18 protein-coding genes, 1 rRNA gene and 1 pseudogene are annotated in these 24,537 nt (G+C 62.5%); 8 read left to right on the forward strand and 12 right to left on the reverse strand.

The features are described 5' to 3' along the window. Positions 1 to 18: 18 nt before the first annotated feature. Complete coding sequence (locus tag BFD71_RS26535; RefSeq protein WP_069267288.1) at positions 19 to 1,077, reverse strand: LacI family DNA-binding transcriptional regulator; 1,059 nt, start codon at positions 1,075 to 1,077, stop codon at positions 19 to 21. Between the two features lie 133 nt (positions 1,078 to 1,210). Further along, positions 1,211 to 2,227 carry a LysR family transcriptional regulator gene (locus BFD71_RS26540; RefSeq protein ID WP_141710806.1) on the reverse strand — a complete coding sequence of 339 codons (1,017 nt, stop codon included), beginning with the start codon at positions 2,225 to 2,227 and terminating at the stop codon, positions 1,211 to 1,213. 5 nt (positions 2,228 to 2,232) lie between these two features. Here BFD71_RS26540 and speB point away from each other — a divergent pair, with 5 nt between their 5' ends. The 3 genes from speB (at position 2,233) to BFD71_RS26555 (ending at position 6,145) form a co-directional block, all read left to right on the forward strand. After that, entirely contained in the window at positions 2,233 to 3,246 is a 1,014-nt protein-coding gene (gene speB, locus BFD71_RS26545) for an agmatinase (RefSeq protein ID WP_368606089.1), read from the forward strand. Positions 3,247 to 3,291: 45 nt separating this feature from the next. Continuing rightward, the gene (locus BFD71_RS26550; RefSeq protein ID WP_069267291.1) at positions 3,292 to 4,392 is read left to right on the forward strand and encodes a polyamine ABC transporter substrate-binding protein; all 1,101 of its coding nucleotides are present in this window, start codon (positions 3,292 to 3,294) and stop codon (positions 4,390 to 4,392) included. A gap of 205 nt (positions 4,393 to 4,597) precedes the next feature. Then, the gene (locus BFD71_RS26555) at positions 4,598 to 6,145 is read left to right on the forward strand and encodes a DUF3138 family protein (RefSeq protein ID WP_069267292.1); all 1,548 of its coding nucleotides are present in this window, start codon (positions 4,598 to 4,600) and stop codon (positions 6,143 to 6,145) included. Between the two features lie 39 nt (positions 6,146 to 6,184). On the opposite strand, the gene BFD71_RS26560 is transcribed toward BFD71_RS26555, so the two are convergent. The 7 genes and pseudogenes from BFD71_RS26560 to BFD71_RS26590 all read right to left on the reverse strand — a co-directional run bounded on the left by BFD71_RS26560 (position 6,185) and on the right by BFD71_RS26590 (position 12,860). Further along, positions 6,185 to 6,952, reverse strand: a complete 768-nt coding sequence (locus tag BFD71_RS26560) for an MBL fold metallo-hydrolase (protein WP_069267293.1) — start codon at positions 6,950 to 6,952, stop codon at positions 6,185 to 6,187. A 190-nt stretch (positions 6,953 to 7,142) separates the two neighbouring features. Beyond that, positions 7,143 to 7,603, reverse strand: a pseudogene (locus BFD71_RS26565) (aromatic-ring-hydroxylating dioxygenase subunit beta). Further along, positions 7,600 to 8,937 carry an aromatic ring-hydroxylating dioxygenase subunit alpha gene (locus BFD71_RS26570; protein ID WP_069267294.1) on the reverse strand — a complete coding sequence of 446 codons (1,338 nt, stop codon included), beginning with the start codon at positions 8,935 to 8,937 and terminating at the stop codon, positions 7,600 to 7,602. The pseudogene BFD71_RS26565 and the gene BFD71_RS26570 overlap by 4 nt, the downstream one beginning before the upstream one ends. A 17-nt stretch (positions 8,938 to 8,954) precedes the next feature. After that, entirely contained in the window at positions 8,955 to 9,938 is a 984-nt protein-coding gene (locus tag BFD71_RS26575; protein ID WP_069267295.1) for a PDR/VanB family oxidoreductase, read from the reverse strand. Then, positions 9,935 to 11,260 (reverse strand): aromatic ring-hydroxylating oxygenase subunit alpha, encoded by a 1,326-nt coding sequence (locus BFD71_RS26580; RefSeq protein ID WP_069267296.1) that lies wholly within the window; start codon positions 11,258 to 11,260, stop codon positions 9,935 to 9,937. Before BFD71_RS26580 ends, BFD71_RS26575 begins: the two co-directional genes overlap by 4 nt. Continuing rightward, entirely contained in the window at positions 11,257 to 11,859 is a 603-nt protein-coding gene (locus tag BFD71_RS42305; RefSeq protein WP_069267297.1) for a V4R domain-containing protein, read from the reverse strand. The genes BFD71_RS26580 and BFD71_RS42305 overlap by 4 nt, the downstream gene beginning before the upstream one ends. Before the next feature lie 41 nt (positions 11,860 to 11,900). Next, positions 11,901 to 12,860 (reverse strand): AMP-binding protein, encoded by a 960-nt coding sequence (locus BFD71_RS26590; protein WP_083245488.1) that lies wholly within the window; start codon positions 12,858 to 12,860, stop codon positions 11,901 to 11,903. 61 nt (positions 12,861 to 12,921) lie between these two features. On the opposite strand from BFD71_RS26590, the gene BFD71_RS26595 reads away from it, so the two are divergent. From BFD71_RS26595 to BFD71_RS26605, 3 genes are all read left to right on the forward strand, one after another. Continuing rightward, positions 12,922 to 13,431, forward strand: coding sequence for a MarR family winged helix-turn-helix transcriptional regulator (locus tag BFD71_RS26595; protein WP_069267299.1), 510 nt, complete (start codon positions 12,922 to 12,924; stop codon positions 13,429 to 13,431). Between the two features lie 439 nt (positions 13,432 to 13,870). Further along, on the forward strand, positions 13,871 to 15,169 hold the full coding sequence (locus tag BFD71_RS26600) for a TAXI family TRAP transporter solute-binding subunit (protein WP_069267300.1): 1,299 nt from the start codon (positions 13,871 to 13,873) through the stop codon (positions 15,167 to 15,169). Between the two features lie 323 nt (positions 15,170 to 15,492). After that, positions 15,493 to 17,409 carry an AAA family ATPase gene (locus BFD71_RS26605; protein ID WP_069267301.1) on the forward strand — a complete coding sequence of 639 codons (1,917 nt, stop codon included), beginning with the start codon at positions 15,493 to 15,495 and terminating at the stop codon, positions 17,407 to 17,409. Between the two features lie 31 nt (positions 17,410 to 17,440). Here BFD71_RS26605 and BFD71_RS26610 read toward each other — a convergent pair whose 3' ends face one another. Next, a complete protein-coding gene (locus tag BFD71_RS26610) occupies positions 17,441 to 22,282 on the reverse strand; it encodes an NAD-glutamate dehydrogenase (protein WP_069267302.1) in 4,842 nt (1,613 codons plus the stop codon). Positions 22,283 to 22,330: 48 nt separating this feature from the next. Beyond that, positions 22,331 to 22,906, reverse strand: a complete 576-nt coding sequence (locus BFD71_RS42880) for a LysR substrate-binding domain-containing protein (protein WP_370684315.1) — start codon at positions 22,904 to 22,906, stop codon at positions 22,331 to 22,333. 17 nt (positions 22,907 to 22,923) lie between these two features. On the opposite strand from BFD71_RS42880, the gene BFD71_RS26620 reads away from it, so the two are divergent. Then, positions 22,924 to 23,628, forward strand: a complete 705-nt coding sequence (locus BFD71_RS26620; protein ID WP_069267304.1) for an SDR family oxidoreductase — start codon at positions 22,924 to 22,926, stop codon at positions 23,626 to 23,628. A gap of 10 nt (positions 23,629 to 23,638) precedes the next feature. Further along, positions 23,639 to 24,217, forward strand: coding sequence for a pyridoxamine 5'-phosphate oxidase family protein (locus BFD71_RS26625; RefSeq protein WP_069267305.1), 579 nt, complete (start codon positions 23,639 to 23,641; stop codon positions 24,215 to 24,217). Between the two features lie 90 nt (positions 24,218 to 24,307). On the opposite strand, the gene rrf is transcribed toward BFD71_RS26625, so the two are convergent. Next, positions 24,308 to 24,421: ribosomal RNA gene (rrf, locus tag BFD71_RS26630) — 5S ribosomal RNA — on the reverse strand. Positions 24,422 to 24,537 lie beyond the last annotated feature (116 nt).

A 24,537-nucleotide genomic window follows, 5' to 3' on the forward strand; every position in this document is an offset into this window, starting at 1 on the left:
TATCGATGTCGTCGCGACTCAGCGCCTCTCCCCTGATGCCACGGAGTCGCGCATCGATTTGCGACGCAGATCGGCGATCGATCCACGTTCAGTTAACGTGCATGGCAGATAAATCCGCGAGCCTTGGGCTGCCTCGACATCGCGTTTGAGGAGTTGCGCGACGGCCTCGGCGCCGATCTGACGAGCGGGCTTTTCTATCGTTGTGAGTCCTGGCCACGCGAATGCGCCCGCTTGAATGCCGTCGAAGCCAAGAATCGACACATCTTGTGGACAATGCAAACCCGTTTCTCGAACGGCGCCCATCGCCCCGAGCGCCATGAGGTCGTTCGCGGCGAACACACATAGATGTCCGCCCTCATGCCGCTCCAGCAAACGTCGCATAGCGAGTGCGCCGCCTTCCGTCGTGTAGTCGGCGTCTTCCACGGGCAGGGTGACGGGATCGATGTCATGCTTGATGCAATGTTCGTGTACCGCGCGCAAAAACCGCGCACGGGCAAGGCGCGTGCACTGTCCGACGATGAGGGCGGGCCGAAGATGGCCTTTGGAACGCAGGTAATCCATGCCCAGAGCCACGCCTTGTGCAATGTCCGAGCCAATCGAAGCACTGTCGGGAAACCGCTCCGCGCTCGATCCAATCATGATGCAAGGCAATCCAAAACGCTCGAGATCGCCGAGTTGGTCGGCGACCGGATTAATGATCGCGCCATCGACACGCGCCTGCATCATGGTGCTCAAATGCATCCTTTCCTTTTCCGCGCTCCAGTTGGACGAAAAGATCAGGATGGAAACCCCTGCATCCGCGGCCCGATCCTGTGCACCCCGCGCAACCTCGCCCCAAAACGGATTCGCGATGTCCGGCAAGACAAGCCCCAGCATGCCGCTGCGGCCCGAACGCATGCTGACCGCCAGTTCATTACGTGTGTAGCCCAGCGCTTTCGCAGCCAGCAGCACCTGCTCTCTCGCCGAATCGGAAATGTTAGGCGCGTCCGACAGCACCCGTGCCGCAGTACTTTTGGAGACCCCTGCACGCTTCGCTACGTCGATGACGGTCGGCCTGCGTCCGTTGAGGGACTCCATGGCTGGTCTCCTGTTCGCTTATCGATTTTGATTTGGGAACGATACCACAGATTTTCCGATGGTCAAGATGAACGCGGAAAACGTGCATCGATCTGTTGATCTCGCGCGCCGCGGTGCTTGATGTGTTGTGAAATCACTGCATCGGCGTGGACGCATCATCGACGCAGGCACCGCATGCCGATGCAATCCATCGGAAGGCGGGCTCGACCGCCGTCGAGCGCGCGGGCAGCTTCGATTTCATGAGCCACAGAGGCGGCATTGCAACCCCAGGCACCTGTGGCAGTCGGCATACGCGCTGTTGCGCCAGCGCTTCGCTCGCGAACAGCTGCGAGACCATGGCAATGCCGGCCTCCCGCTGCGCAGCCGCCACGAGCAAATGCGGATCGGCACTCGTCATGACGCGCCGGGTTTGCAGACCGCTGCGCCGCAGTTCGGGCAACCAGGGTGCCCATTCCTGTGATTGTTCGTGCACGAGCAGCGGTGCACGCGCCAGCACCTCGGGAAACGGCGCGTGATACAGCCGGCTCGCAGTCTCGGGTCCGCAGATCGCCACTTTTTCTTGCTCCATCAGCAGCAGGCATTCGACATCCGGCGACTTGATCGGCTTGGCCGATATCACGAGATCGATGTCGACGCGGTCGATCTCGGTGACCTCCATATCGGTCACCAGCCAGATCTCGACGTTCGGCATCGCGGCCGTCAGTTCGTCCATGCGCGGAATCAGCCAGCCCGAGGCAAATTCCGGCGGGCAATAGAGCAGCACCGAATCGGGGTTGCCATACGGCTCGATCCTCTCGCGGCCGTCGCTCAGCAGCGCGAGCGCGCCGGCCACTGTCTGCGCAAACAGCTTGCCGGCCGCGGTCAACACGACGCCCCGGCCCACACGCAAAAAGAGAGATTGCCCGGTCCATTCCTCGAGTTGAAGGATCTGATGGCTAATCGCGGACTGGGTCAGCGACAGCTCCTGAGCCGCACGTGTGAACGAGCCCAGTCGGGCCGCCGAATCGAAGGCCAGCAATGCCTGGAGAGGTGGAAGTCTTCGCATCGAGGTATGAACGAAATCGATCGTTCCAGAAAAATCCTTCGCTTTTATATCAATTGTGTCCGGCGAATCATAGCGTTTATGGAATTCCGTCTGAAAAGACGACAAGTCATATGAATCGATTTACTGGCACCTTACATACCGAGATCATGACCTCCGCCTTGCAAAAAGACCCATTCGCCACCGACTCCGCGCAAGCAACCAATCGTTCCCCGCAGCAGCAAGACCCCGCTTCGCCGACCTACGCCGGACCGCTGTCATTCTTGCGTCGCCCCTATAGCCGTGATCTCATCGGCGTCGACGTTGCCATTTCCGGTGTGCCGCTCGACCTTGCAACCACCTACCGCCCCGGCGCGCGCCTCGGCCCCGCTGCCGTGCGTGCGGCCTCGGTACAACTGGCGGAGTTGGGCATTTATCCATGGGGCCTTGCGCCGCTCGACGCACTGAACGTGATCGACTATGGCGACTGCTGGTTCGATGCGCATCGGCCGTGGACGATCCGCGATGCCATTGCGGCCCACGCCCGCACTATCCTTGCCTCAGGGGCCAAGATGCTGACGCTGGGCGGCGACCACTACATCACATACCCTCTGTTGATCGCACACGTCGAACGTTTCGGCCGCCCCCTCGGGCTGATTCATTTCGACGCGCATTGCGATACATGGCCCGACGAGCACGCGGATTCGCTCAATCACGGCACGATGTTCTACAAGGCGATCCGCGAAGGCCTGATCGATCCGGCGCGGTCGGTTCAGGTCGGCATCCGGACCTGGAACAGCGACTTCATGGGTGTACGCGTACTCGATGCCCCCTGGGTGCATCGTCACGGCACAGCAGCTGTGGTCGACCGGATTTTCGAGGTGGTAGGCGATGCCCCCGTGTATCTGACCTTCGATATCGACTGTCTCGATCCTGCCTTCGCCCCGGGCACCGGCACGCCCGTCGCGGGCGGACTCTCCTCGGCGCAGGCACTGGAGATCGTGCGCGAGCTGGACGGGATTCAGCTTGTCGGCGCCGACGTCGTGGAAGTGGCGCCGTCCTACGATCAGAGCGATGTCACCGCGCTCGCGGCCGCGCATCTCGCGGCCGACATTCTGTTCCTCATGCGCAAGCAACCCCACCCCTGAACGCGCCAACTCACTATAACGACCATAGACCCTATCGGAGACATCATGCCAGCACCGAATTTACGGATAGCGCTCGCCTTGCTCACCTGTTGTGCATTCGCGACGACAGCGCTCGCAGACGAGAACACACTCAACGTCTATAACTGGGACGATTTTATCGCTCAGGATACCGTACCAAACTTCGAGAAGGAGACAGGCATCCACGTCCGCTACGACGTGTTCGATAGCGACGATACGTTGCAGGCGAAGCTGCTTACCGGTTCGTCTGGCTACGACATCGTCGTGCCTTCGTCGAGCTACCTCGGTGCGCAAGCGGCCGCGGGGATCTACCTGAAGCTGGACAAGTCCAGGCTGCCGAACCTTGCCAACCTGGATCCGCAACTGTTGAAGCTGACCGACGCGGCCGACCCGGGACATCAATACGGCGTGCCCTGGGCATGGGGCACGACCGGTCTCGCGTACAACGTCAGCCAGGCGCGCAAGGCACTCGGACCCTCCGTCGCGCTCGACAACTGGGACGTCCTGTTCAAGCCGGAATACCTGAGCAAGTTGAAGAGCTGCGGCGTCTCGCTGCTCGACTCGCCGACCGACATGTTTTCCATCGCCCTGCACTATCTCGGCAAGGATCCGAACAGTCACAATCCGGCTGATTATCAGGCCGCCTATGAATTGCTGAAGAGCATTCGCCCTTATGTGACGCAATTCGCCCTTTATTCATGGATCAATGACCTCGCCGGCGGGGACATCTGCTTCGGGGTGAGTTGGTCGGGCGACGTCAAGATGGCTGCGAGCCGCGTGCGCGAGGCACACAAAGATATCGTGCTGGCGTACGTCATACCGAAGAGCGGTGCACCGGTCTCGTTCCAGATGATGGCGATCCCGAAGGACGCGCCTCATCCGGACGCGGCGCTCAAGTGGATCAACTACATCGAGCGGCCTGAAGTTCACGCAGCGATAACCAACACGATTTACTACCCCAACGCCGACAGCGCCGCTTCGAAGTTCGTCAAACCCGAGCTGCTCGACGACCCAATGGTTTATCCAAAGCCCGAGGTCCTTGCAACGCTGTTCATGCAACAGCCGCTGCCCGCGGCAATCAAGCGTCTGGAAACGCGTCTTTGGTCGCAACTGAAGGACGGCCGCTAAGGTCGCGCCTGTCACACGGCGGCGGCACGCCGCCATAACAGCACTTCAGCCCCCGACGACACCGTCGCGAACTGACTAATGGCTTGCCGCTTCGCCGGCAAGCCTTGGCGGGCGGCTGCACCACTCCCCCCCGACGCCAACCGATTTGGGCCCGGATAGGGACTCGCTTTGCCCTTTAAAAGGCCACACAGTAAGGAGACTTCCCATGCGATGGAAACTGATCTGCCTGTTCGTGAGCGGCACCGTCCCGTGTCTCGCGACAGCCGATCCGATCTCCGCGCGGATCGAAGGACTGCAGCAAGAACTCAAGGCGCTGCAGAAGGAGGTGGAGTCGCTGAAGGCCGAACTCGCCGCAAAACCGCCCGCTGCAAACGCGCCACAAATCGTCGATGCGTCGGCATCCGGCTACGGAAACGCGCCTGCAAGGCTGACCAACGACGACGTCGCCGACATGAAGCAGCAGCTCGCGAGCCAGCAGCTGAAAGTCGACTCGCTCTCCGATGCCGCCACCTCGGGACCGCTCGCCGGACTTTCGGTGACCGGATATATCGATCCCGCGTACGTCTATAACCGGGCCGCCAGGACCTCGTCGTTTCTCTTCGCGAATCACGAGTCATCCTATACGTACTTCAACGGCACGATCGGCGACGTCTACCTCAACATCAAGAAGACGTTCGGTGTCGGCCCCATGGCGCCATCGGCCGAATTCTCGCTGATGCCCAATCGGGGCAATGGCATTTCGCTGCTGGCAAACGAGCATGGCAACATTGGCAACAACATTCTCAACACGGCATTCGTCACCGTGCCGTTGTCGGGCACGACGACCTTCCTTGCCGGACTGATGAGCGCGTTCGGCGGATATGAATATCAGCTGTCCACGCAAACGCTGACTCTGACCCATAACCTGCTCTATGACTTCTCGGACCCGGCAGCCTACGTCGGCGTCGGCCTCAATTACACGCCCCAAGCCAGTAACTGGTCCTGGAAGTTCATGCTCGGCAATGAACAGGCCCGGACCTACGGCGCCGTCACGCAGACAGGACAGAATGCGCTTGGCGACCCTGTCACGACAAGCAACCGCGTGCCGAGCTTCGCCGCGCGAGCGGACTATACGTGGTCCACGGCGCTCGACACCGGTGGCTCGTTCACCATCGGCCGGCAGACGTTGCCGAGCGCCCACGATCCGGTGACAGGCCGCACCGTTTATGGAGCGGGCGGCCAGGCATCGAGTTCGGGCGGATACTTCATATTCGGCGAGCTCGACGCCACTTACACGCTTGCCGATGCGCAGTTCAATGCCGAGGCCGACTATGGCACGCAGCAACGCGCCGCGTTCAATGGCGGCAATGCACAGTGGTATGGCTTGTCATTGCTGGCACACCGCAAGTTCTCGATGCCGGTCGTTGGCCGCATGGGCGCCACCGCGCGCTACGACTTCCTCGTCAATAGCCAGAACGGTGGTGGGGGTGGGGGCATATTCCTGAACGGCAACGGCATGGACCCTTACAACGGCTTTGGCATTGGCGCGGACTGCCTGGCAAACTCGAAGGCAAACGGCGGCCTCGGATTCGAATGCAAGGGGGCGGTTCGTCAGGACGTTGCGCTGAATCTGCTCTTCTATCCGACGCAGCAGATTACGGTGAAGGTCGAGTATCGGCACGATTGGGCAAACAACCGGGTCTTCCTCCGCAATGATGGATCGTATGCCAAGGCGAATGACTTGTTCGCCATGCAGTTCATTTACGCCTTCTGAGCGGCATCGAAGCGAGCGCCGGCATGCGGCGCCCCCCACTCACGCACCGACGCGCTTGAGATACGTACCAACGAGTTCGAGGAGCCGCTCCCTGCTGAAGCTCGCGTCATGGCCGCCGTGGACGACCTTGACTGGCAAACGCGCGAGACGCTGCATGGTCTTCACGTAATCGGGCACCGACGAGTGATGAAGGTCGTCGATCAACGGGCCATCATAGATCGCATCCCCCGAAAATAGCGTTTGTGTACGCGCTTCCCAAAGGCCGATGCTGCCCGGTGAATGCCCCGGCAGATGCAGCACCTCGAAATGCCGGTCGCCCGTATCGATGATGTCGCCGTCGACGAGTTCGCGTGTCACATGAGCTGGCTTGATGTGCCAGCTCGCGAGTTCATATCCCGCGTGCGGCAACGCATCCACCACGGAGCCCTCGTAAGGGAAATCGGCAAATGCACTCTTGAAGTACTCGGGATTGAAGCGGTCGTCCGCGAGCGTATATGACCATTGCGGATTACGCAGCCCCGGCGCCTCGAGCCGATGGACCATGCATTCGTCGAACTCGTGAAGATTGCCCACGTGATCGAGATGCGCGTGCGTCGCGATCGCTGCCGTGCGTTTGCCAAACAGGTGCTTGCCGGCCTCCTTGAGGCTCGAAAAGCCCATTCCAGAATCGATAATCAGATCGCGATCACGGCCACGCACGTACCAGATGTTGCACCGGAACAAGGGAATCACATGTGGCTCCCAGAACAGATAGACGTCGTCGTCTAACTGCTTGCACTCGAACCATTTGGCAGCGATTTTTAGCATCACGGTCGATCGAAATTAATCTGGATTACATAATTCTCGCACGAGGCAACGGGTGACACAATATCGATTCCGCCATGATTTAACTGGCTGAAGAAGGAATACGTATCGTATTTGAACTAACCGACTCTTGCGCTTACCGCGACAGAAGCAGACTGGGTATTCAGCGGCGCGCCGCGCGCCGCCGGTAGCTCTACATAAAAAGCTGGACCGAGGGCAATGCGGCGTCGCAGTTCAGCAGGTTGACCCGTTTCTGCCGCACCTTCAGCATGCCGTCGCGCAGCACAAGGGTGTGCTCGGCACGTAGATGTAGCGGGTGCGCGTGAGGTACGTACCGCTCTCGTGGTCCTGCACCACCACTTCCGGACTCTGCAGCACGTGCAGGCAACGGCTTTCCGGCTGCAGGGAGAAAGCACGCGGGCTGCGCATGCGCTCGATGCGCAGTTGAAGCAGCAGGCGGTCTTCGTACATCAGCGACGCGTGGTTAATGCCATCCTGCTGGCCCGGCACGAGCGGAATCCAGTAGCGGCCGTCGTCCGCGAAGAGCGCGAGCCAATCGTCGAAGCGTTTGTCGTCGATCAGCCGTGCTTCTTCATAGACGAAGGCGATCAGGTCATCCCGTGCGGGCAGCGTCGTGAGTTGGGGCTGGCTCATTTTGTTTTATCTCCTGACTGGATTTCCGGTGACATGTATCGGGCCCATGCGCGGAACTGATTGCGCATGGAGATTTCGCTCGTGCCGTTGGCGGTGGTGTCCTCCTGCCCGACTTCGGAGGCATCGAAGTTGCGGTGCAGGCTCACCCACTCATTGCCGCCCGCACGCAACCCTTCCTGCATCGCGCGGTAGGCGTGCAGGTCGTCGTGGCCGACTACGGACATCGGCGAGTTGATCAGTCGCGTGTACATCAGCGTACGGCGCAACAGGTCCTCCGGCGCACCCTTGGGGCGGAAAGTCCACGATTCCACGATCGTCTTGCCGGGCGCCACCGGCCGCACTACGCGGATCGCCTGAATGGCGCCCTTGATGGTCAGGCTCGGATAGAAGACGGTGTTGTGCCGCACCGTTGCGAGGATCTCCGCGGCACGTGTCACACCATAGACCTCGGCCATGCGCTCCTCGTATTCGGGCATGCGGACATAATTGGCATGCAATGACACCGTGCCGACTCCCGTGTAACTGTGCCCGTTGGCGAACACCCTCACGCCCATCTCGTCGGAGAACGCATAGCCCGATGTGAAGGGCACCAGCTGTTCGATCGCCATCGGCAGGGGCTCGTCGTGCGGCTTGCCGGCCCACAGCTGTCTTGCCGTGCCCGCAGACGACTCGTGCGCCACCATGGGGTGCATGGTGTCGTTCAGGTTCTCGATGAACATCTTCCAGTTGCAGTCGTGGGTGTAGCGCAGTACGCCCCCCGCGACTTCAAGCTCGCCCTCCGGCGCGCGATCGGCCATGTTGTCGATGGACGTCAGCGCCTCGCCAAAGTACGCGTGGAACGCCGGACCGTCGTCAGCCAGGCGGGCAAACACAAAACCGCGATAGCTCGCCACGTGCCGCAACGCCCCCATGCCCTGGCTCGCGGGGCAGGCATCCAGGCTGGTGCCCTCGTAGCCTTGCCGCAGCGGTATCGACAGCAGCGCGCCATCCGTCTTGTACGTCCACGCGTGATACGGGCAACGGAAGAAGCGACCGACATTCCCGCTGGCCTGCGAAACTAGCCGGGCGCCCTTGTGTGCGCACCGGTTGCGCAGGACTTTCACCGTGCCATCGGGCTGCCGCACCATGATGACGGGCTGCCCCGCGATGTCCGCCGTGATGAAGTCGCCGGCTTGCGGCACCTGGCTGTCGTGACCGACGTACACCCACGCCCGTGACCAGAGCCGCTCCATTTCCAGCGCGAAGACCTCCTCATCGAGATAGACGTCCCGATGGACCTGCTCGTCCTGCACCAGCCGGCGCAGGGCTTCCGGATTGTCCCGGTATTGACCCATGATGTTCCCGCTCCCCTTCATGCATCGAGCACCAGCCGCCCGCAGCCGGCGCGCGACACGCAGATTTGCATCACATTGCCTGCCTGCCGTTCCGACTCACTGAGGCAATAGTCGCGGTGATCGAGTGCCCCTTCCAGCACCGTCGTCCGGCACAGCCCGCATTCACCGCGCTTGCAGTCGTAAAGCGGGTCGAGGCCCGCCTCCAGCATGGCGTCAAGAATCGATTCCCCGGCCGCCACCGTGAGCGTGCGACCCGACTGGCGCAGCTCGACTTCAAAGCCGGTGTCGGACGCCGCGGCAGGCGGCGCGGCAAACCGCTCGAAGTGAATGTCCTCACGAGCCCACCCGCGCGCGTACGCCTGGGCCAGCACCGCGTCGATCATCCCCGCCGGGCCACAGACGTAGAGGGGCTGGCCGGGACGCAAGCCTTGCAACAGTGCCGCGATATCCAGCACCGGCAGTACGCCCTCGTCGGCGTAAAGCGATAGGTGCGCGCCGGCGATGCCGCGCAGTTCCTGCGCAAATGCCAGCTGGCGGGTGTCGCGGGCGCTGTAGTGCACGCGGTAGCGCCGCCCGGCGCCCGCCAACGCGGCCGCCATCGACACAATGGGCGTGACCCCGATGCCACCGGCAATCAGCACGGCGTCTTCGGCATCCACGTCGAGCACAAAGGCGTTGCGCGGCTGGCTGGTCAGCAACCGGCTGCCAGGCTTCAGCATGGTGTGCATCCAGCGAGAGCCGCCCAGACCATTGTCTTCGCGCCGCACGGCGATGCGGTAGACCTCAGGCGCCAGCGTGGCGCCCACCGTGCCGTTGATCAACGAGTAATGCCGCCAGTCCGCGGTGCCGCCAGGCGCGACCCGCACGCGCAGATGGGCGCCCGCGGTGTACCCCGGCAGCGCCCTGCCCGCCGGATCCCGCAGACGGAACTCGGTGATGGTGCCGGTCAGCGGAATCACTTCGTCGACCACCAGTTCGATCGTTGCGTCGGAGCCAGTCATGCCGATGCTCCTTTCGCATCCGCCGTCATCAGCGTCGCCCACGCGCGGAACTGGTTGCGCATCAGCAGTTCGTTAGTGCCGCTCACCTCCTGCTCCGGCTCCAGCTGTTCGCCGTCGCGGTACTCACGGTGCAGGCTGATCCATGGATTGCCCTGGGCGGCTAGCGATCTCTGGACGCCCTCGAAAATATGGATGTCGTCATGTGCCACCACCGACATCGGCGAGAACGTCAGCCGGTTGTAGGTCAGCGTGCGCTCCAGTAGCACCTGCGGCGCTCCTTTGGGTGCCAGCGCCCAGACCTCGACCAGCGTACGGTCCACGCCCAGCGGCTTGATCACACGCAGCGTCTGCGGCGATCCCTTGAGCGCGAGTGACGGAAACAGGACCACGTTCTGCGGCGCGAAGCCGAGAATTTCAGCTGTTCGCTGCGCGCCATGGGCCGCCTCCAGCGCCTGCCGGTAATCCTCCGGCATGTCATATCCCGAATGGATGCTGGCGTGGATCCCCAGCACGCTGTGCCCGTTCGGATAGATACGCGCGCCAGTTCTCGTGAAGAAGTCATAGCCCGAGCCGAATGGCAGCAGTTGCTGCAGGGCTATCGACTCCGGCGCATCGGCCGGCTGAGTGTCCTGCACGGACCTGGCCGTCGCCGAGACCGACTCGTGCGTGGAAACCGGGTGCACCGAATCATTGACGTTCTCGAGGTACATCTTCCAGTTGCACCGCATCACGCTGCGCAGGCAGCCGCCGGCAATTTGCAGTTCGCCCATGGGGGAGCGGTCGGCGAGGCTGTCGAGCACCGTCAGCACGGGACCGAGGTAATCCAAAAACTCCGGGCCGTCCGCCGACAAACAAGTGAAGACGAAACCGCGATGCACCGCCATGCGTGGCGCCACCAGGCCAGCTCCGGACTCGCAGGCGTGCATGCGGGTGTGTTCATAGCCAGTCTTCAGCGGCACGGCCAGCAAGGCGCCATCGGTCTTGTAGGCCCACGCGTGGTATGGACAACGAAAGAATTTGCCGGTGTTGCCTTGCACCTGGCAAACGAGTCGCGCACCTTTGTGGGCACAGCGGTTCATCAGCACCCGCAGGCTGCGGTCCGGCTGGCGCACCAGGATCAGAGGCTGGCCGGCGATCTCCGTGGTGTAGTAGTCGCCCGGTTCGGGCACCTGGCTTTCGTGGCCGACGTAATTCCAGCTGCGCTGGAACAAGCGTTCCTGCTCGAGGCGGAACAATTCCTCGCTGAGGTAGACGTCGCGGTGCACGCGGTCTTCCTGCACCAGCGCGCGGATGGCGCCGGCATCGTCCCGGTAGCGGGTCATGTCAAGTCTCCTTCCTCGTTGCTCGCCAGTGCCGGGCGCGCGACAAAACGGCAAGTGGCATGTGGGTGCACGGCGGCGCACACGGTTTCCTGCACCCGCACCGGTTGCCCCAACACAATCGCGGCGACGGTGCGGAACATGCCTGCGATCGGCGCGCAGACCGGCTGGGCCGCCGACCCGTAGCCCGCGGCAAAGGGGCTGTTGAAAACATTGAGAACCAGACCATCGCCGCTGCGCTCGAAGTCCCACCGCCCCCAGCCAAGCGCGGGCGACGTTTCGCAGATCAGATCGAGCAGCGCATTGCCGTCGCCCGCCCCGCGGCCGGGCAGGCCGTCGAGATAGGCGAGAATGCTGCGCTTGCCGTGCCGGGCCGTAGAGTCGGCGAAGGCGCACAGCGCTTGCGCCCGCGCGGTGTCATCCAGCAACTGCAGCATGCCCATGAGGCCCATCAGGGCGGTGGCAAGCCCCATCACGACCAGCGTCAGCACCAGAACCAGCTTGCGGCCGTAGCGGTCGCCCACGTGACCGCAGATCACGCCGCCGAGCGGGCGCGCGACGAACCCCACCGCGAAGCCGCCGAAGGCCGCCAGCGTGCCCACCAGCGGGTCCGTGCCGATCGGGAAGAACAGCTTGCCGAAGATCAGCGCCGCGGCCGTGCCATATAGAAAGAAGTCGTACCATTCGAGTGCCTGGCGCCGCTCTGAGCGACGGTCTGCGCCCAGGTGCCGGGGTGGAAACGGTCAAGCTGAATGATGCAACCGCCGCTCAGGATCATCGCCATCGATGAGCAGGCCAGCGCGTTCATATGCACCAGCGGCAACGGTGTGATCAGGCGTTCGGCACCGGGCTCGATCGTGCACAGGCCGCCGAGCGACAGGTACCAGCGGCCGAACGACAGCATGTAGGCATTCGAGAGCATGCAGCCCTTCGGCAAACCGGTGCTGCCCGAGGTATAGACCAACGCACACTCGTCCGTGCTGGCTGCGAACGTGCCGGGCAGCACCGGCACCCGGGGCGCGTCGTCGCCGAGGCAGCAAACCGGCGGCAATGCCCTGTCGGTGCCGGCCAGTGCGAGGTGCAGTGCGGGTTCCAGTGCCGCCCTTCGTCTTTCCAGCGTGACCACCATCACGGCCGCGCTGTCGCGCAGCACATGCGCCATCTCCGCAGCGCTGTGCTCTGCGTTGAGCGGCACGATCGACACGCCGATGCCGTTGAGCGCCAGCCAGCACAGGAAGAACTCGGCGCGGTTGTCGAGCATCACGGCGACGCGATGGCCGCGCGTCAGGCCAGCTTCGCGGAAATCGGCCTCCAGCGCCTGCACGCGAACGGCTGCTTCGCCGTATTCCCAGTCCACCGCTTGCCCCCCGTACCCCGCCGTTGCTTGCGCGGGAATGTGGAGAAAAGGATGCGCCGGATAGCGGTCCGACGTTGCGTCAAAGGCCGCTCGAACCGAGCCGCCAGAGATTGCGGCGCTATCGCCCGGTTGCGCAGGAAACCCGCACGAGGAATCAAAAGCCATGTCGTGTCTCGCCCATTTCATTGTCTTTCTGATGTCGGCCGGTTGTTGTCCCCGGTCAGACCATGAGCGAATACTAGTCATCGAGTATCTTGATGTCAAGCAATCAATTGCGAAGTTATTTGGAGCCAAGTAAAATTCGCGTATGACTACCCTTGACTATGTGGACCAATTTCTCGCCGAATGGCGTACGGCGCGCCCTGACCTGGATCTGCAACACGCCGACATGCTGATCAGAGTGATCCGTCTGGGCGGCGTGCTGGAGCGAGAGCTGATCAAGCTTTCCCAGGCGCACGGCATCACCTCGGGCCAGTTCCAGGTGCTGGCGGCGCTGCGTCGGCGCTACCCCAAAACGGCATCCCCGTCGGACCTGAGCCGCATCGCCATCCTTACGACCGGCACGATGACCGTGCTGCTGGACCGGCTGGAAGACAAGGGCCTGGTGCGCCGTCTGCCCGATCCGAATGACCGCCGGCGGCTCGAAGTGGAACTGACGGAAGAAGGCCTGGCGTGCATCGATCGTGCACTGGACGAGCGGGTCGGCCGGCTGAACGCGCTGACGGCGATGCTCGATCCGGAAGAGTCCGTCGCTGCAGGCCATGCACTGCGTCATTTGCTGAACGCGATCGACGCTTCGAGCGACAGCGGCGACTGATCGGCGAAGGGGATGCCAGCTCAGGCGCCGCCCGGGAAATTTCAGTGCGAATCGATCCGGTCAGCCTTTGGCGTCGCGCTTTGGCTCGGTGGGTCGATGTGACGGAGCCAAGTAAACGCCATGAAGGTATGTCAAGTAAAAAGGCGAATCCATCGCTTCCAATATTAATTTGCACTACGACCTATATCTTTGATCCGCGATTACCGATCACCAGACAGGAAGGGTACACCGGCAAGCCTGCCCGCAAACGCTGCGTCCTCGATGCGAAGGTAGATTCCCTCGCCGTGGCATACTCACCCCGAGCGGCAACGGCAATAAGCTCAGCATAACGATCAGAGCGAGCCACGACGCACCGCGATCCTTGCTGCGTTGCATCCTGGAGGCGTACATAACGATGCCCCGACACAATCCGGCACTGCATCGCAGCCAGACAGCACCCATGACCAGGGCGAGGCGGCGCTTCCTGATCGTCGGCGTAATCATTTTGTTGGCTGCGTTTGGCTGGGTGGTGGCGATCGTGGCCGCACCCGCGTTCCAACGCACCATCGTCATGACCAGCGGCGCTGACAACGGCATCTATCGTGGCTTTGCGGATCGCTATGCGCCCATCCTGAAGCGTGCGGGCATCAAGCTCGATATCCGCAGTTCCTCCGGCGCGGTGGAGAATTATGAGCGGTTGAGAGACCCGAACAGCGCCTATGAAGTCGGTTTCATCCAGTCGGGTACCACCAACCCGAAGGAGACCGACGGTCTGCAGACGATCGCTGCCGTGTCGTACGAACCGATCTGGGTGTTCTATCGCGGCGACACGACGGTCGACCGGCTGTCGCAGCTTCGTGGCAAGAAGATTTCGACGGGCGTGCCCGGCAGTGGCCTGCTCAATGTCGCGCAGGTATTGCTCGGCTACAGCGGCATCACGAGCCAGAACTCCACCCTGCTGCAAATGGATGCGCCGGCAGCGTATCAAGGGCTCGAAAGCGGTCAGATCGACGCGGCTTTCTTCATCGGCCGGCCCGACGCCGAGATGCAGAAGATCCTGCTGAACAGCGATCTCAAACTGATGAGTTTCGCCCAGGCAGACGCGCTGGTTCAGAAGTTCCCATCGCTTTCGAAGATCGTCTTGCCCCGCGCGTCGACGAGTGTCGCCGATGATCTGCCGCGCACCGACGTCACGCTGCTCGCGGCAACGGCGCTGCTGGTCTCGAAAGACACGCTGCATCCGGCGCTCGTCTATCTGCTGCTCGACGCGGCTCACTCCGTTCACGGTGGCGAAGATTACTTCACGCCGCTCGGCACCTTCCCTAACCTGAAGACGGAAGAATTCCCGCTCTCCGACGAAAGCGTCCGCTACTTCAAATCCGGCCAGCCGTTCCTGTACCGCTATCTGCCGTTCTGGCTCGCGAGCGTGATCGAACGACGGCTGTTGATCCTCGTGCCGTTCGCGGCGCTCCTGATTGGCTTGCTTCAGGCATTGCCGCGGTTGCTCGAAGCACGGATGAAAAAACGGCTCGTCGTCTGGTACCGCGAAATCAAGGCACTCGAAGACGAAGTGTGGAGCAACAGCGAGCCGAGCCCCTCGCAGATCGCGCAATGGAGCGAAGAAATCGAAAACATCGACGCAAACGCGAGCCGGATACGCATTCCGTACCGCTATTTTCAGGACGTCTACGCGCTCAAGCAGGCGATCGGTGTTGTGCGGGACCGGATAGCCCACGTTGCGCAGCGAGCGAACGAATAGCGACGCTCGCCCCATTTATCTTTATTCTGCCCGCGGTCCGACCGCATGGCGAAGCACGCCACACAGGCGTACATCGCCGTTCGCGCCCCCTAAGAAACCACGCAGCCAGGCTAAATCACCGGATTAAAAGGTATTTATCCGTCAATCCCCTTTTTCGCGGGCCGCCTAACGCAGGCATAATCCTATTGGAGCAGCGCGATTAAAAGGGTCGTTTTCGTATTCCTGACTATCCATGGACTACGCAAGGCGAGACGTTCGAGCGCCTCCAGTCCCACGATAGATTATCTGGCGTCGTCACGGCGGCGCCAGGCAGGAAAGGATTCATGAAACCGGCAAGGAATTCGCGGTGGTCACGCTTTGGCCGATACGCGGCGTTGGGTGTATGCGCGGCGGCGCTCGCGGCGGCGTCTGGCTTTTTCTACTGGCGCCATCAAGCGAATCTTGCGCAGTCCCAGCCGGCTGCGCTTACGGGTGTCGCCAGCGCGATGCGGCATGACGCATCGCCATGGACGAAGCGCGAGAAGGATGCCTCGGAATTGCTGCGCGATATTCGCGACCGCGATGTCGCCGCAATTGGCGTGAGCCGCGAAGCAATTCTCGTCTCGACGATCAAGGGCGAAAAGTATTATGTGGCCGATCACAATGGCGCGTTCGCGAACGCCCTGCTGCTCGGCGATCTGAAACCGGGCGCGACGCCGCCCTGGCAACTCGTCTGGCTGCCGCACGCCGATGTGCGCATCGGCGCCGAGCGCTGGACAGAAGCCCTCGACCGTGTGCGCGACGCGTTCAGTCTGCTACTCCCCGTGCTGATGCTAGGCGGCCTGCTGTGGTTCATGCGCCGCGAAATGGGCGGCGGCGCGCAATTGCTCGGCGAATCGCCGACTTTGCGCTTCGACGACGTGATCGGCGCAGGCGAGGCGAAAGCCGCGCTCGCCGACGTGCGCGCGTGGCTCACCGAGCCCGCGCAGTTCACGGGCATGGGCGTGCGCGCGCCATGCGGCGTGCTCATGACAGGCGGCCCGGGCGTCGGCAAGACGCGTCTCGCGCAGGCGCTTGCAGGCGAATGCGGCGCGAATTTCATCGCCATCACGGGCAGCTATTTCAGCGCGAAGTATTACGGTGTGGGCATTCAGAAGGTCAAGCGCCTGTTTGAGCTCGCGCGCAAGAACGCGCCGACGGTCATCTTCATCGACGAGGCGGACGGCCTGGGCAAGCGCACCGATACGGGCGGCGGCCCGGTCGAAGCGGAAAGCAACCGCATCATCAACCAGCTGCTCGCGGAGATGGACGGGTTCGAGTCGAACGAAGGCGTGATCATCGTCGCCGCGACCAATCACCCGGACAATCTCGACGAAGCGCTGCGCCGCCCTGGCCGCTTCGACCGCACGGTGCAGGTGCGTTTGCCCGACCTGGAGGATCGCGCAGAAATTCTGCGCTTCTACGCCGCCAATCTGAAGTCGAAAGCCAACGACCTCGATTTCAACCAGCTCGCACGGCTGACCACGGGCCTTTCCCCGGCCACGCTCTCGATGATCGTGAATCAAGCGGGTCTCGTCGCGCGCAAGGCCGGCAAGCGGCAAGTGGCCGCGGTGCATTTTCTCGAGGCCATCAAGATTGCACGCATTGGCGACGTCAACGGCGCGGAGCGCGCGCTTTCGGACGACGAACGCACACGCATTGCGATCCATGAAGCAGGACATGGACTCGTCGCCGCCCTCCTCGGCACCGGCGTGCTCGAAGAAGTGACGATTTTGCCGCGTGGCGGCGCGTTGGGCGTGGCGCTGATCACGAAAATGCAGGACAAGTACCTGTATCGCGAAACGGAAATGCGTAACGAAATCCAGGTGCTGCTGGGCGGGCGCAACGCGGAACTGCTCATGTTCGGCGAAGCGTCGAGCGGCGCGGCGCAGGATTTGCAGGAGGCCTCGCGCATCAGCCTCGACATGGTGTCGAAGCACGGCTTCAATGCGGATGGCAATCTGTTCAGCCTCGCGGCGCTGCCGCAGCAGGTCGCGGGCTTGCAGTTGAAGAGCGCGATCGAGCACGCGAACGCACTGCTGCACGAACTCAACGACGCGTGCTTCGCGTTGCTGCGTGCGAACGAGCCGGTGCTGCGCGCGATCGCCGACCAGTTGCTCGAGGCGGAGACGGTGCCCGGCGAGACGGTCTATCGTCTGATTCGCGAGCATGCGGCGGCCGTGGCGAGCACGCAGGCGGTGACCGAAGCGGCCGCCGCGTAAGCCGCTTGCACCGCCGTCATCGTTCGAGTCTTCAAGTCCTTTCGAGCGCCGCCATCGCCCTCACGATCACGAGCAGCACAGAAAGACTCACGCCGCTCGAAGCACGCAGTTCCGTAAGCAACTGCCCATAACGCTCGAGCGCCGCCTCGTGCTGAGCGCACCATGCGTCGACGAGCGTTTGTGCGTCCGCGGTTTCGGAGCCTTGTGCAAGCACGCTCGTGGTGAGCGCGCGCTTGAGGTGCGCCACCTCGGCGAGCGCAGCCGCGCGCGCCATGGTGTCCCAATGCGTCGGCGTAGGCAGCGTCGCCGCACGCTCGCCAATCCAGCTGTAATTGAGCCGCGTACCCAAAGCGAAGTACGCCGCCGCAACGCGCTCAAGAGGACGGTCGCACGCCGCCGCTACATCCGCGATGTCCAGCAGTGCTACCGAAATATCTCCACTCGCCACGCGCAGCGCGAGCGCATTTTCGACGCCCGCCTTCACGAGTTCTCCCTGGCGTGCCGAAAGCGCTTCGAGATCCGGGTCGGGCAGCAGCGTCGGCAATTGCGGCGCGAGGCGCTGAGCGGCGTCGCGGCAGCGTGCCAGCAGCGTGCTCACACCATCGTTGTCCACCGAGCCTGCCTGCAGATGCCGCAGGAACCATAGCGCCGCGCGTTCGAGCAGCCGTGCGATGTCGACGAACATGCGCGCCTGCACGTCGTCGGGCACGCGGTTGTCGAGCGCGTCGATGGCGCGCCAGATATCGTTCAGACCAAATACGTCGCGCGCCATGATGCACGCGCGCACGATTTCGCCGGGCTGCGCGTCGGTTTCCTCCATCAAACGGTGCACGAATGCGCAGCCCACGCGGTTCACGAGCGCGTTCGTCAAATGCGTCGCCAGAATTTCACGCCGCAGCGGATGCCGATGCATGGGTTCGCTAAAGCGCTGCTGCAGTGGCTGCGGGAAGTAGTCGATCAGCAAGTCCGCGACGAGCGGGTCTTCCGGCACCGATGAATCGAGCAGCGCGTCGTAGAGCCACATCTTGCTGTAGGCGAGCAGCACGGCGCGCTCCGGCGACGTGAGCCCGAGTTTCGCGGCCTGGCGTTCGGCGATTTCATCGTCGGTCGGCAGGAATTCGATATGGCGATTTAGACGTCCTGCGCGTTCGAGCCAGCGCATGAGGCGCGATTCGGCATCGAGCAGCTCCACGGCGTAGCGGCCCGCGATCGAAAGCGCCTGAGTCTGGTAGTAGTTGTCGCTCAGCACCAGCAGTCCGACTTCGTCGGTCATCTCCGCGAGCAACGCGTTGCGCTGTTTCGTCGTCATCTCGCCGTCGGCTACCACGAGTCCGAGCAGAATCTTGATGTTGACTTCGTGGTCCGAACAATCTACACCTGCCGAGTTATCGATCGCATCCGTGTTGATGTGGCCGCCATGCTGCGCGAATTCGATGCGCCCGAGCTGCGTGACGCCGAGATTGCCGCCCTCGCCCACGACCTTGCAGCGCAGTTCCGAGCCGTTCACGCGCACCGCGTCGTTGGCTTTGTCGCCGACTTGTGCGTTGGTCTCGCGCGCGGATTTCACATAAGTGCCAATGCCGCCGTTATAGAGCAGGTCGACCTTCGCCAGCAGGATCGCGCGAATCAACTCGGTTGGCGAAAGCGCCGCCGCCTCGATGCCGAGTGCCGTGCGCACCGCCGCCGAAAGCGGGATCGTCTTCATGGTGCGCGCGAACACGCCGCCGCCCGCCGATATCGTAGCCGGGTCGTAGTCGGCCCAGCTCGAGCGTTCGAGCGCGAAGAGCCGCGCGCGCTCGGCAAGGCTCACGGCCGGATCGGGATTCGGGTCGAGGAAAATATGGCGGTGATCGAAAGCTGCGACGAGCTTGATATGCGGCGAGAGCAGCATTCCGTTGCCGAACACGTCGCCCGACATGTCGCCAACGCCGACCACGGTGAAATCGGTGGCCTGCGTATCCACGCCCATTTCGCGGAAATGCCGCTTGACCGACTCCCACGCGCCGCGCGCCGTGATCGCCATCTTTTTGTGGTCGTAGCCCACGGACCCGCCCGAGGCAAATGCATCGTCGAGCCAGAATCCGTATTCGGCGGATATCGCGTTCGCGTAGTCGGAGAACGTGGCGGTGCCCTTGTCGGCGGCCACGACGAGGTAGGGGTCGTCGGGATCGTGGCGCACGACATCGGGCGGCGGCACGATCGCGTTGTTCACGAGATTGTCGGTAAGATCGAGCAGGCCGCGCAGGAAGGTCTGATAGCACGCCACGCCCTCGCGCATCCATGCTTCGCGGTCGCTCGCCGGCGGCGGGTTCTTCACGACAAAGCCGCCCTTCGATCCCACCGGCACGATCACGACGTTCTTCACCATCTGGGCTTTCATGAGGCCCAGCACTTCGGTGCGGAAGTCTTCGCGGCGATCCGACCAGCGCAGGCCGCCACGAGCGACACGCCCGCCGCGCAAGTGCACACCCTCCACGCGCGGCGAATAAACCCAGATCTCGAACATGGGCTTGGGTTCGGGCAGGCCAGGCACTTTCGAAGGGTCGAATTTGAACGAGAGCGAGGGCCGCTCTGCGCCATTGGCTTCGCGGCGGAAATAGTTGGTGCGCACCGTCGCATTGATCACGCCGAGGAACTGCCGCAGGATGCGGTCTTCGTCGAGATTGGGCACCTGGTCGAGCGCGCTATCAATGGCCTTGAGCATGAGTGCCGTGCGCTCTTCCCGTGCCTGTGAATCGCGCGGATCGAACCGGAGTACGAACAGTTCGACGAACTGCCGGGCGATCGCCGGATTGCCGGTTAGCGCACGCTCGATATAGGCGTCGCTGAATGTCGAACCCACCTGGCGAAGGTACTTCGCATAGGCACGCAGGATCGTCACTTCGCGCGCGCTCAGATAGGCGCGCAGCACGAGCCGGTTGAAATCGTCATTTTCGATGCGTGCGTTCCAGACGCTTTCGAATGCGTCTTCGAACAGGCCCTTCACGCGCTCGATGTCAAATTCGGCGTCGTCCGCGAGTTCGAGGCCGAAATCGTGGACCCAAGCAGGCGCGCAAGAAGGCGCCTCGATCACATAGGGCCGCTCTTCATCCACACGCACGCCGAGGTGTTCCAGCATCGGCAGGCTGCGCGAGAGCGCGATCGCTTCGCCCGTGCAATAAACCTTGAAGCGGAACGTACGTGGGCCCGCCTCGATAGGCCGGTACAGATTCATCGCGATGCGCTGCGTTCCCTGCACGCGCTCGATCAGCTCGATATCGCGTACCGCCGTGCGCGCCGGATAATCGTCGCGATAGCCCGGCGGGAACGAATCGGCGTAGCGATGCAAGAGACTCGTGCCCTGCTCTTCGCCGAATGCGTCGAGCAACGCATCGGCCAGATCGTCCTGCCAGCGGCGCGTGACCTGCACGAGCCGCGCTTCGAGTTCGTGCGTGTCGACTTCGGGCATCGAGCCGGGTTCGGCGTGCACGACGAAATGAATCCGTGCGATTGCCGACTCCGAAAGCAGCGGCGTGAACTCCACGGAAACGCCGTTGAAGGCGTCCACGAGCAGGTTTGCAATCCGCCGCCGCAGATCGGTGTTGTACTTGTCGCGCGAGACGTATACGAGGCAGGAAACGAAGCGGTTGAAGCGGTCGCGCCGCACGAATAGCCGCGTGCGCTGGTGTTCCTGCAAGCGCAGCACACCGAGCGCGATGTCGAAAAGCTCGTCTTCGCTCGCCTGCAGCAGTTCATCCCGCGGATAGGTTTCCAGCACCGTCACCAGCGATTTGCCCAGATGGCCTTTCGGCAGAAAGCCCGCGCGCTGCACGATATTCGCGCATTTGCGCCGCACGATCGGGATTTCGGCGGTGGAGACCATATAGGCGGTCGAGGTGTAGAGGCCGACGAAGCGGCGCTCGCCGCACACCTTGCCATCCGCGCCGACTAGCTTCACCCCAACGTAGTCCAGATAGCCTGGCCGGTGTACGGTGGCGCGCGAGTTCGCTTTCGTCAGGAAAATGGGCCATGCGCCGCTGATGATGTCGACGGCCGCGGGCGGCAACGGCGTGATGTCCGGCGTGCCCGGCGCGCGCAGCGATTCGCGCAGAATGCCGAGGCCCGAGCCTTCCACGCCACGCAGGGCGTAGCCGCCGTCATGCGCGACCAGCGCGTAATCGCGCTGGCCGAGGAAAGTGAAATGGTCGGCCACCATCCAATCGAGAAACGCGCGCGCTTCGATGTCCTCTGCGCTCGTTTCGCGCGCTTTCATCGTCTTGATGGTGGTGCGCGCGGCCTCGAGCAGGTTCGGCCAATCTTCTACCGACGCCCGCACGTCGCCAAGCACCTTGGCGATGTCGCTGCGCAGTTCGTCGAGCTTTGCTGCATCGCCGCAGCGGTCTACTTCGAAATGGATGAACGAGGCGAGTTGTGATTGCCCGTCGCCGGCGCTAGCACCGCCTTCGTCTACTCGCTCGATCGTCCCGTCCTTGCCGCGCCAGATCCGGAATACGGGGTGCAGCGCGGAATGCAGCGCGAGCCCCAGACGGTTGACGGCCATGGAAACCGAATCGACGAGAAATGGCATGTCGTCGTTCACGATTTCGATGACCGTATGGTCCGAATGCCAACCGTGCTGTTCGAGGATCGGGTTGTAGACCTGCATGCGCTCGCTGCCCGGTACAAAGCGCTGCGCGGTTCGCCAGTGCGCCATGGCGGCGCCGTAGAGGTCGGCGATGCTGCGGCTGCGCAGATCCTCCGCGTCGGCGAAATCGTAGTAGTGCCGCAGGAAAGGCTCGACGGTCTGGAACGTCGGCTCGGGCAAGCGCGCCCGCGCAAATTCCATGACGTCGGAGAGCAGATGGGCGACGAATTCTTCGTTCCTCGCTAGCATGACGAACTCCTTGGCGGATAGTCATCGACTGCATCGGCGGTTCAGTCATTATGCACCGGCAAGGTGATCGAACGATGAATGCGTGCGCACGCGCTGTCTCACGGCGAGGCGCTGCACTGCAATGCGGACGGTGGCGCAGAACTTGCTGACTGCGAATGCCCGGTTCAACGCGCTTATATCGCGCTCGACGAGATGTTCGCTCGTGAGTGCAATGCCCTGCCCCGCAATGGTGACATCGATGGCGAGCGACGATTGACTGAAGTGCGGCCCTTTCAGCTCGCCCACATCATTTGTGCAACCGAGGGCGTTGAAATATTCCGGCCACAGATCATGACAGTCGTGGAGCAGCACATAGTTTTGCAGGTCCGAGATCGTGTGCACCGGGTGATCGGGCTTGAGCAGTTGCGGGCTGGCTACGCCGAATACCTGCAGCGGAAATAGCGGGTCGCTGACGAGGCCTTTCGCGAACGGCGGCTTGCCGAGCCGCACCGCGATATCCACGCCATCGGACCTGAAGAATTTTATTGTCAGACTATAAGAAACATCATTCGACAATCCAATCATAACGCCATACAGTTTCTGGACGATTTCCCATACGGCGCAGTTCTGACGCGCTGAATCCAATTCAAGGAGAGAGCACGATGGCAGTAGAAAAAGTCGCACTCGTCACGGCGGCCGGCAAGGGTATGGGCGCGGCGATCGCGCGCGAACTGGCAGCCAGCGGCTACCGTCTGGCCTTGATGTCACCCTCCGGCAGTGCGGCCGAACTGGCGAGAGAGCTTGGCGGATTCGGCTTTACCGGCTCGGTGACCGAGCCGGACTGTATCGACCGGTTCGTCCGCGAAACGCTCGAAAAATATGGCCGCATCGACGCTGTGGTGAACAACACGGGGCATCCGCCGAAGGGGGATCTGCTTTCTGTTGCAGACGAACAGTGGCACCTCGGGCTCGATCTCATCCTGCTCAACGTCGTTCGCGTGTTGCGTCGCGTGACCCCTGCGTTTCTCGAGCAACGCGGCGGCGCGGTGGTGAATATCTCGAGCTTCGCCGCCGATGCGCCCGAGCAGGCCATGCCCGTTTCTTCCGCGCTGCGCGCCGCGTTGAGTTCGTTCACGCGCCTTTATGCCGACCGCTACGCGAAGGACAATATTCGAATCAACTCCGTGCTGCCGGGGTTTATCGACAGCTGGCCCGAAACGCCCGAGATTGTTGCCCGCATTCCGGTTGGCCGATTCGGGAAGACACAGGAGATCGCACAAACGGTCGCGTTCCTGTTGTCGGATGCCGCGGGGTACATCACGGGGCAAAACATCCGTGTCGACGGCGGCATCGTGCGTGCTCTGTAGCGCGGCAGATATGGATCAGATCGTCGACGAGGTCTGGGCACGCCTGAACGCGGGCGCAAACGCGGGCAATGAGCGCTCGCCCTTCACGATGCTGCAGGTCGCGACGATTGCGCTGGACGGTGCGCCTGCCGTGCGGACGGTCGTGTTGCGCCGTGTCTCTCGCGAGCGGCGCTCAGTCATGTTTCATACCGACGTGCGGTCTACAAAGGTGTCTGAATTGCGGCGCGACCGGCGCGTATCGCTCGTCGGCTGCGATCTCGACGGCGGCATCCAGATAAGGCTGCACGGCGTTGCGAGAATCGTCGAGACGCCCTCGGATACGAGAGCTGTCTGGGACTCGAGCAGACCTCGGACGTTGATCGTCTATCGCACGCCGCTTGCGCCCGCGACACCGGTTGCGTCTCCCGCCGAAGCGCATGCAACGACGCTCGCCGAGGATCCCAACTCATCGGCGGGATTCGAAAACTTCTGTCTGATTGATGTGACCGTATCGAGCATTGACTACCTCGATCTGAATCCCGCAGGGCATAGGCGCGCCAGTCTGGTGTTTGAAGAAGGGGAATGGCGCGGAACCTGGCTGGCGCCTTGAATTGACGAGCTGCGATTTTAATGCGCCCAAACGCCAGAACCCCGGTTCTCTTTCGGAGACACCGGGGTTCTGGACGTTACAGCATAAGGAGCCTGACGATTACCTACTTTCACACGGGCAATCCGCACTATCATCGGCGTGGAGCTGTTTCACGGTCCTGTTCGGGATGGGAAGGGGTGGGACCAGCTCGCTATGGTCATCAGGCTTGACGGGTTGCTGCGTCGCGCTTTGTGTTCGCGCCACAGCCAATCGGGAAGAAGCGTAAAGAGGGTGATGCTGAATTGGGGTTGTGTTGTTTCAGGCACAACACACATAGTGTG

Origin of the sequence: Paraburkholderia nodosa, from assembly GCF_001718195.1 — a bacterium.
Taxonomy (GTDB): domain Bacteria; phylum Pseudomonadota; class Gammaproteobacteria; order Burkholderiales; family Burkholderiaceae; genus Paraburkholderia; species Paraburkholderia nodosa_A.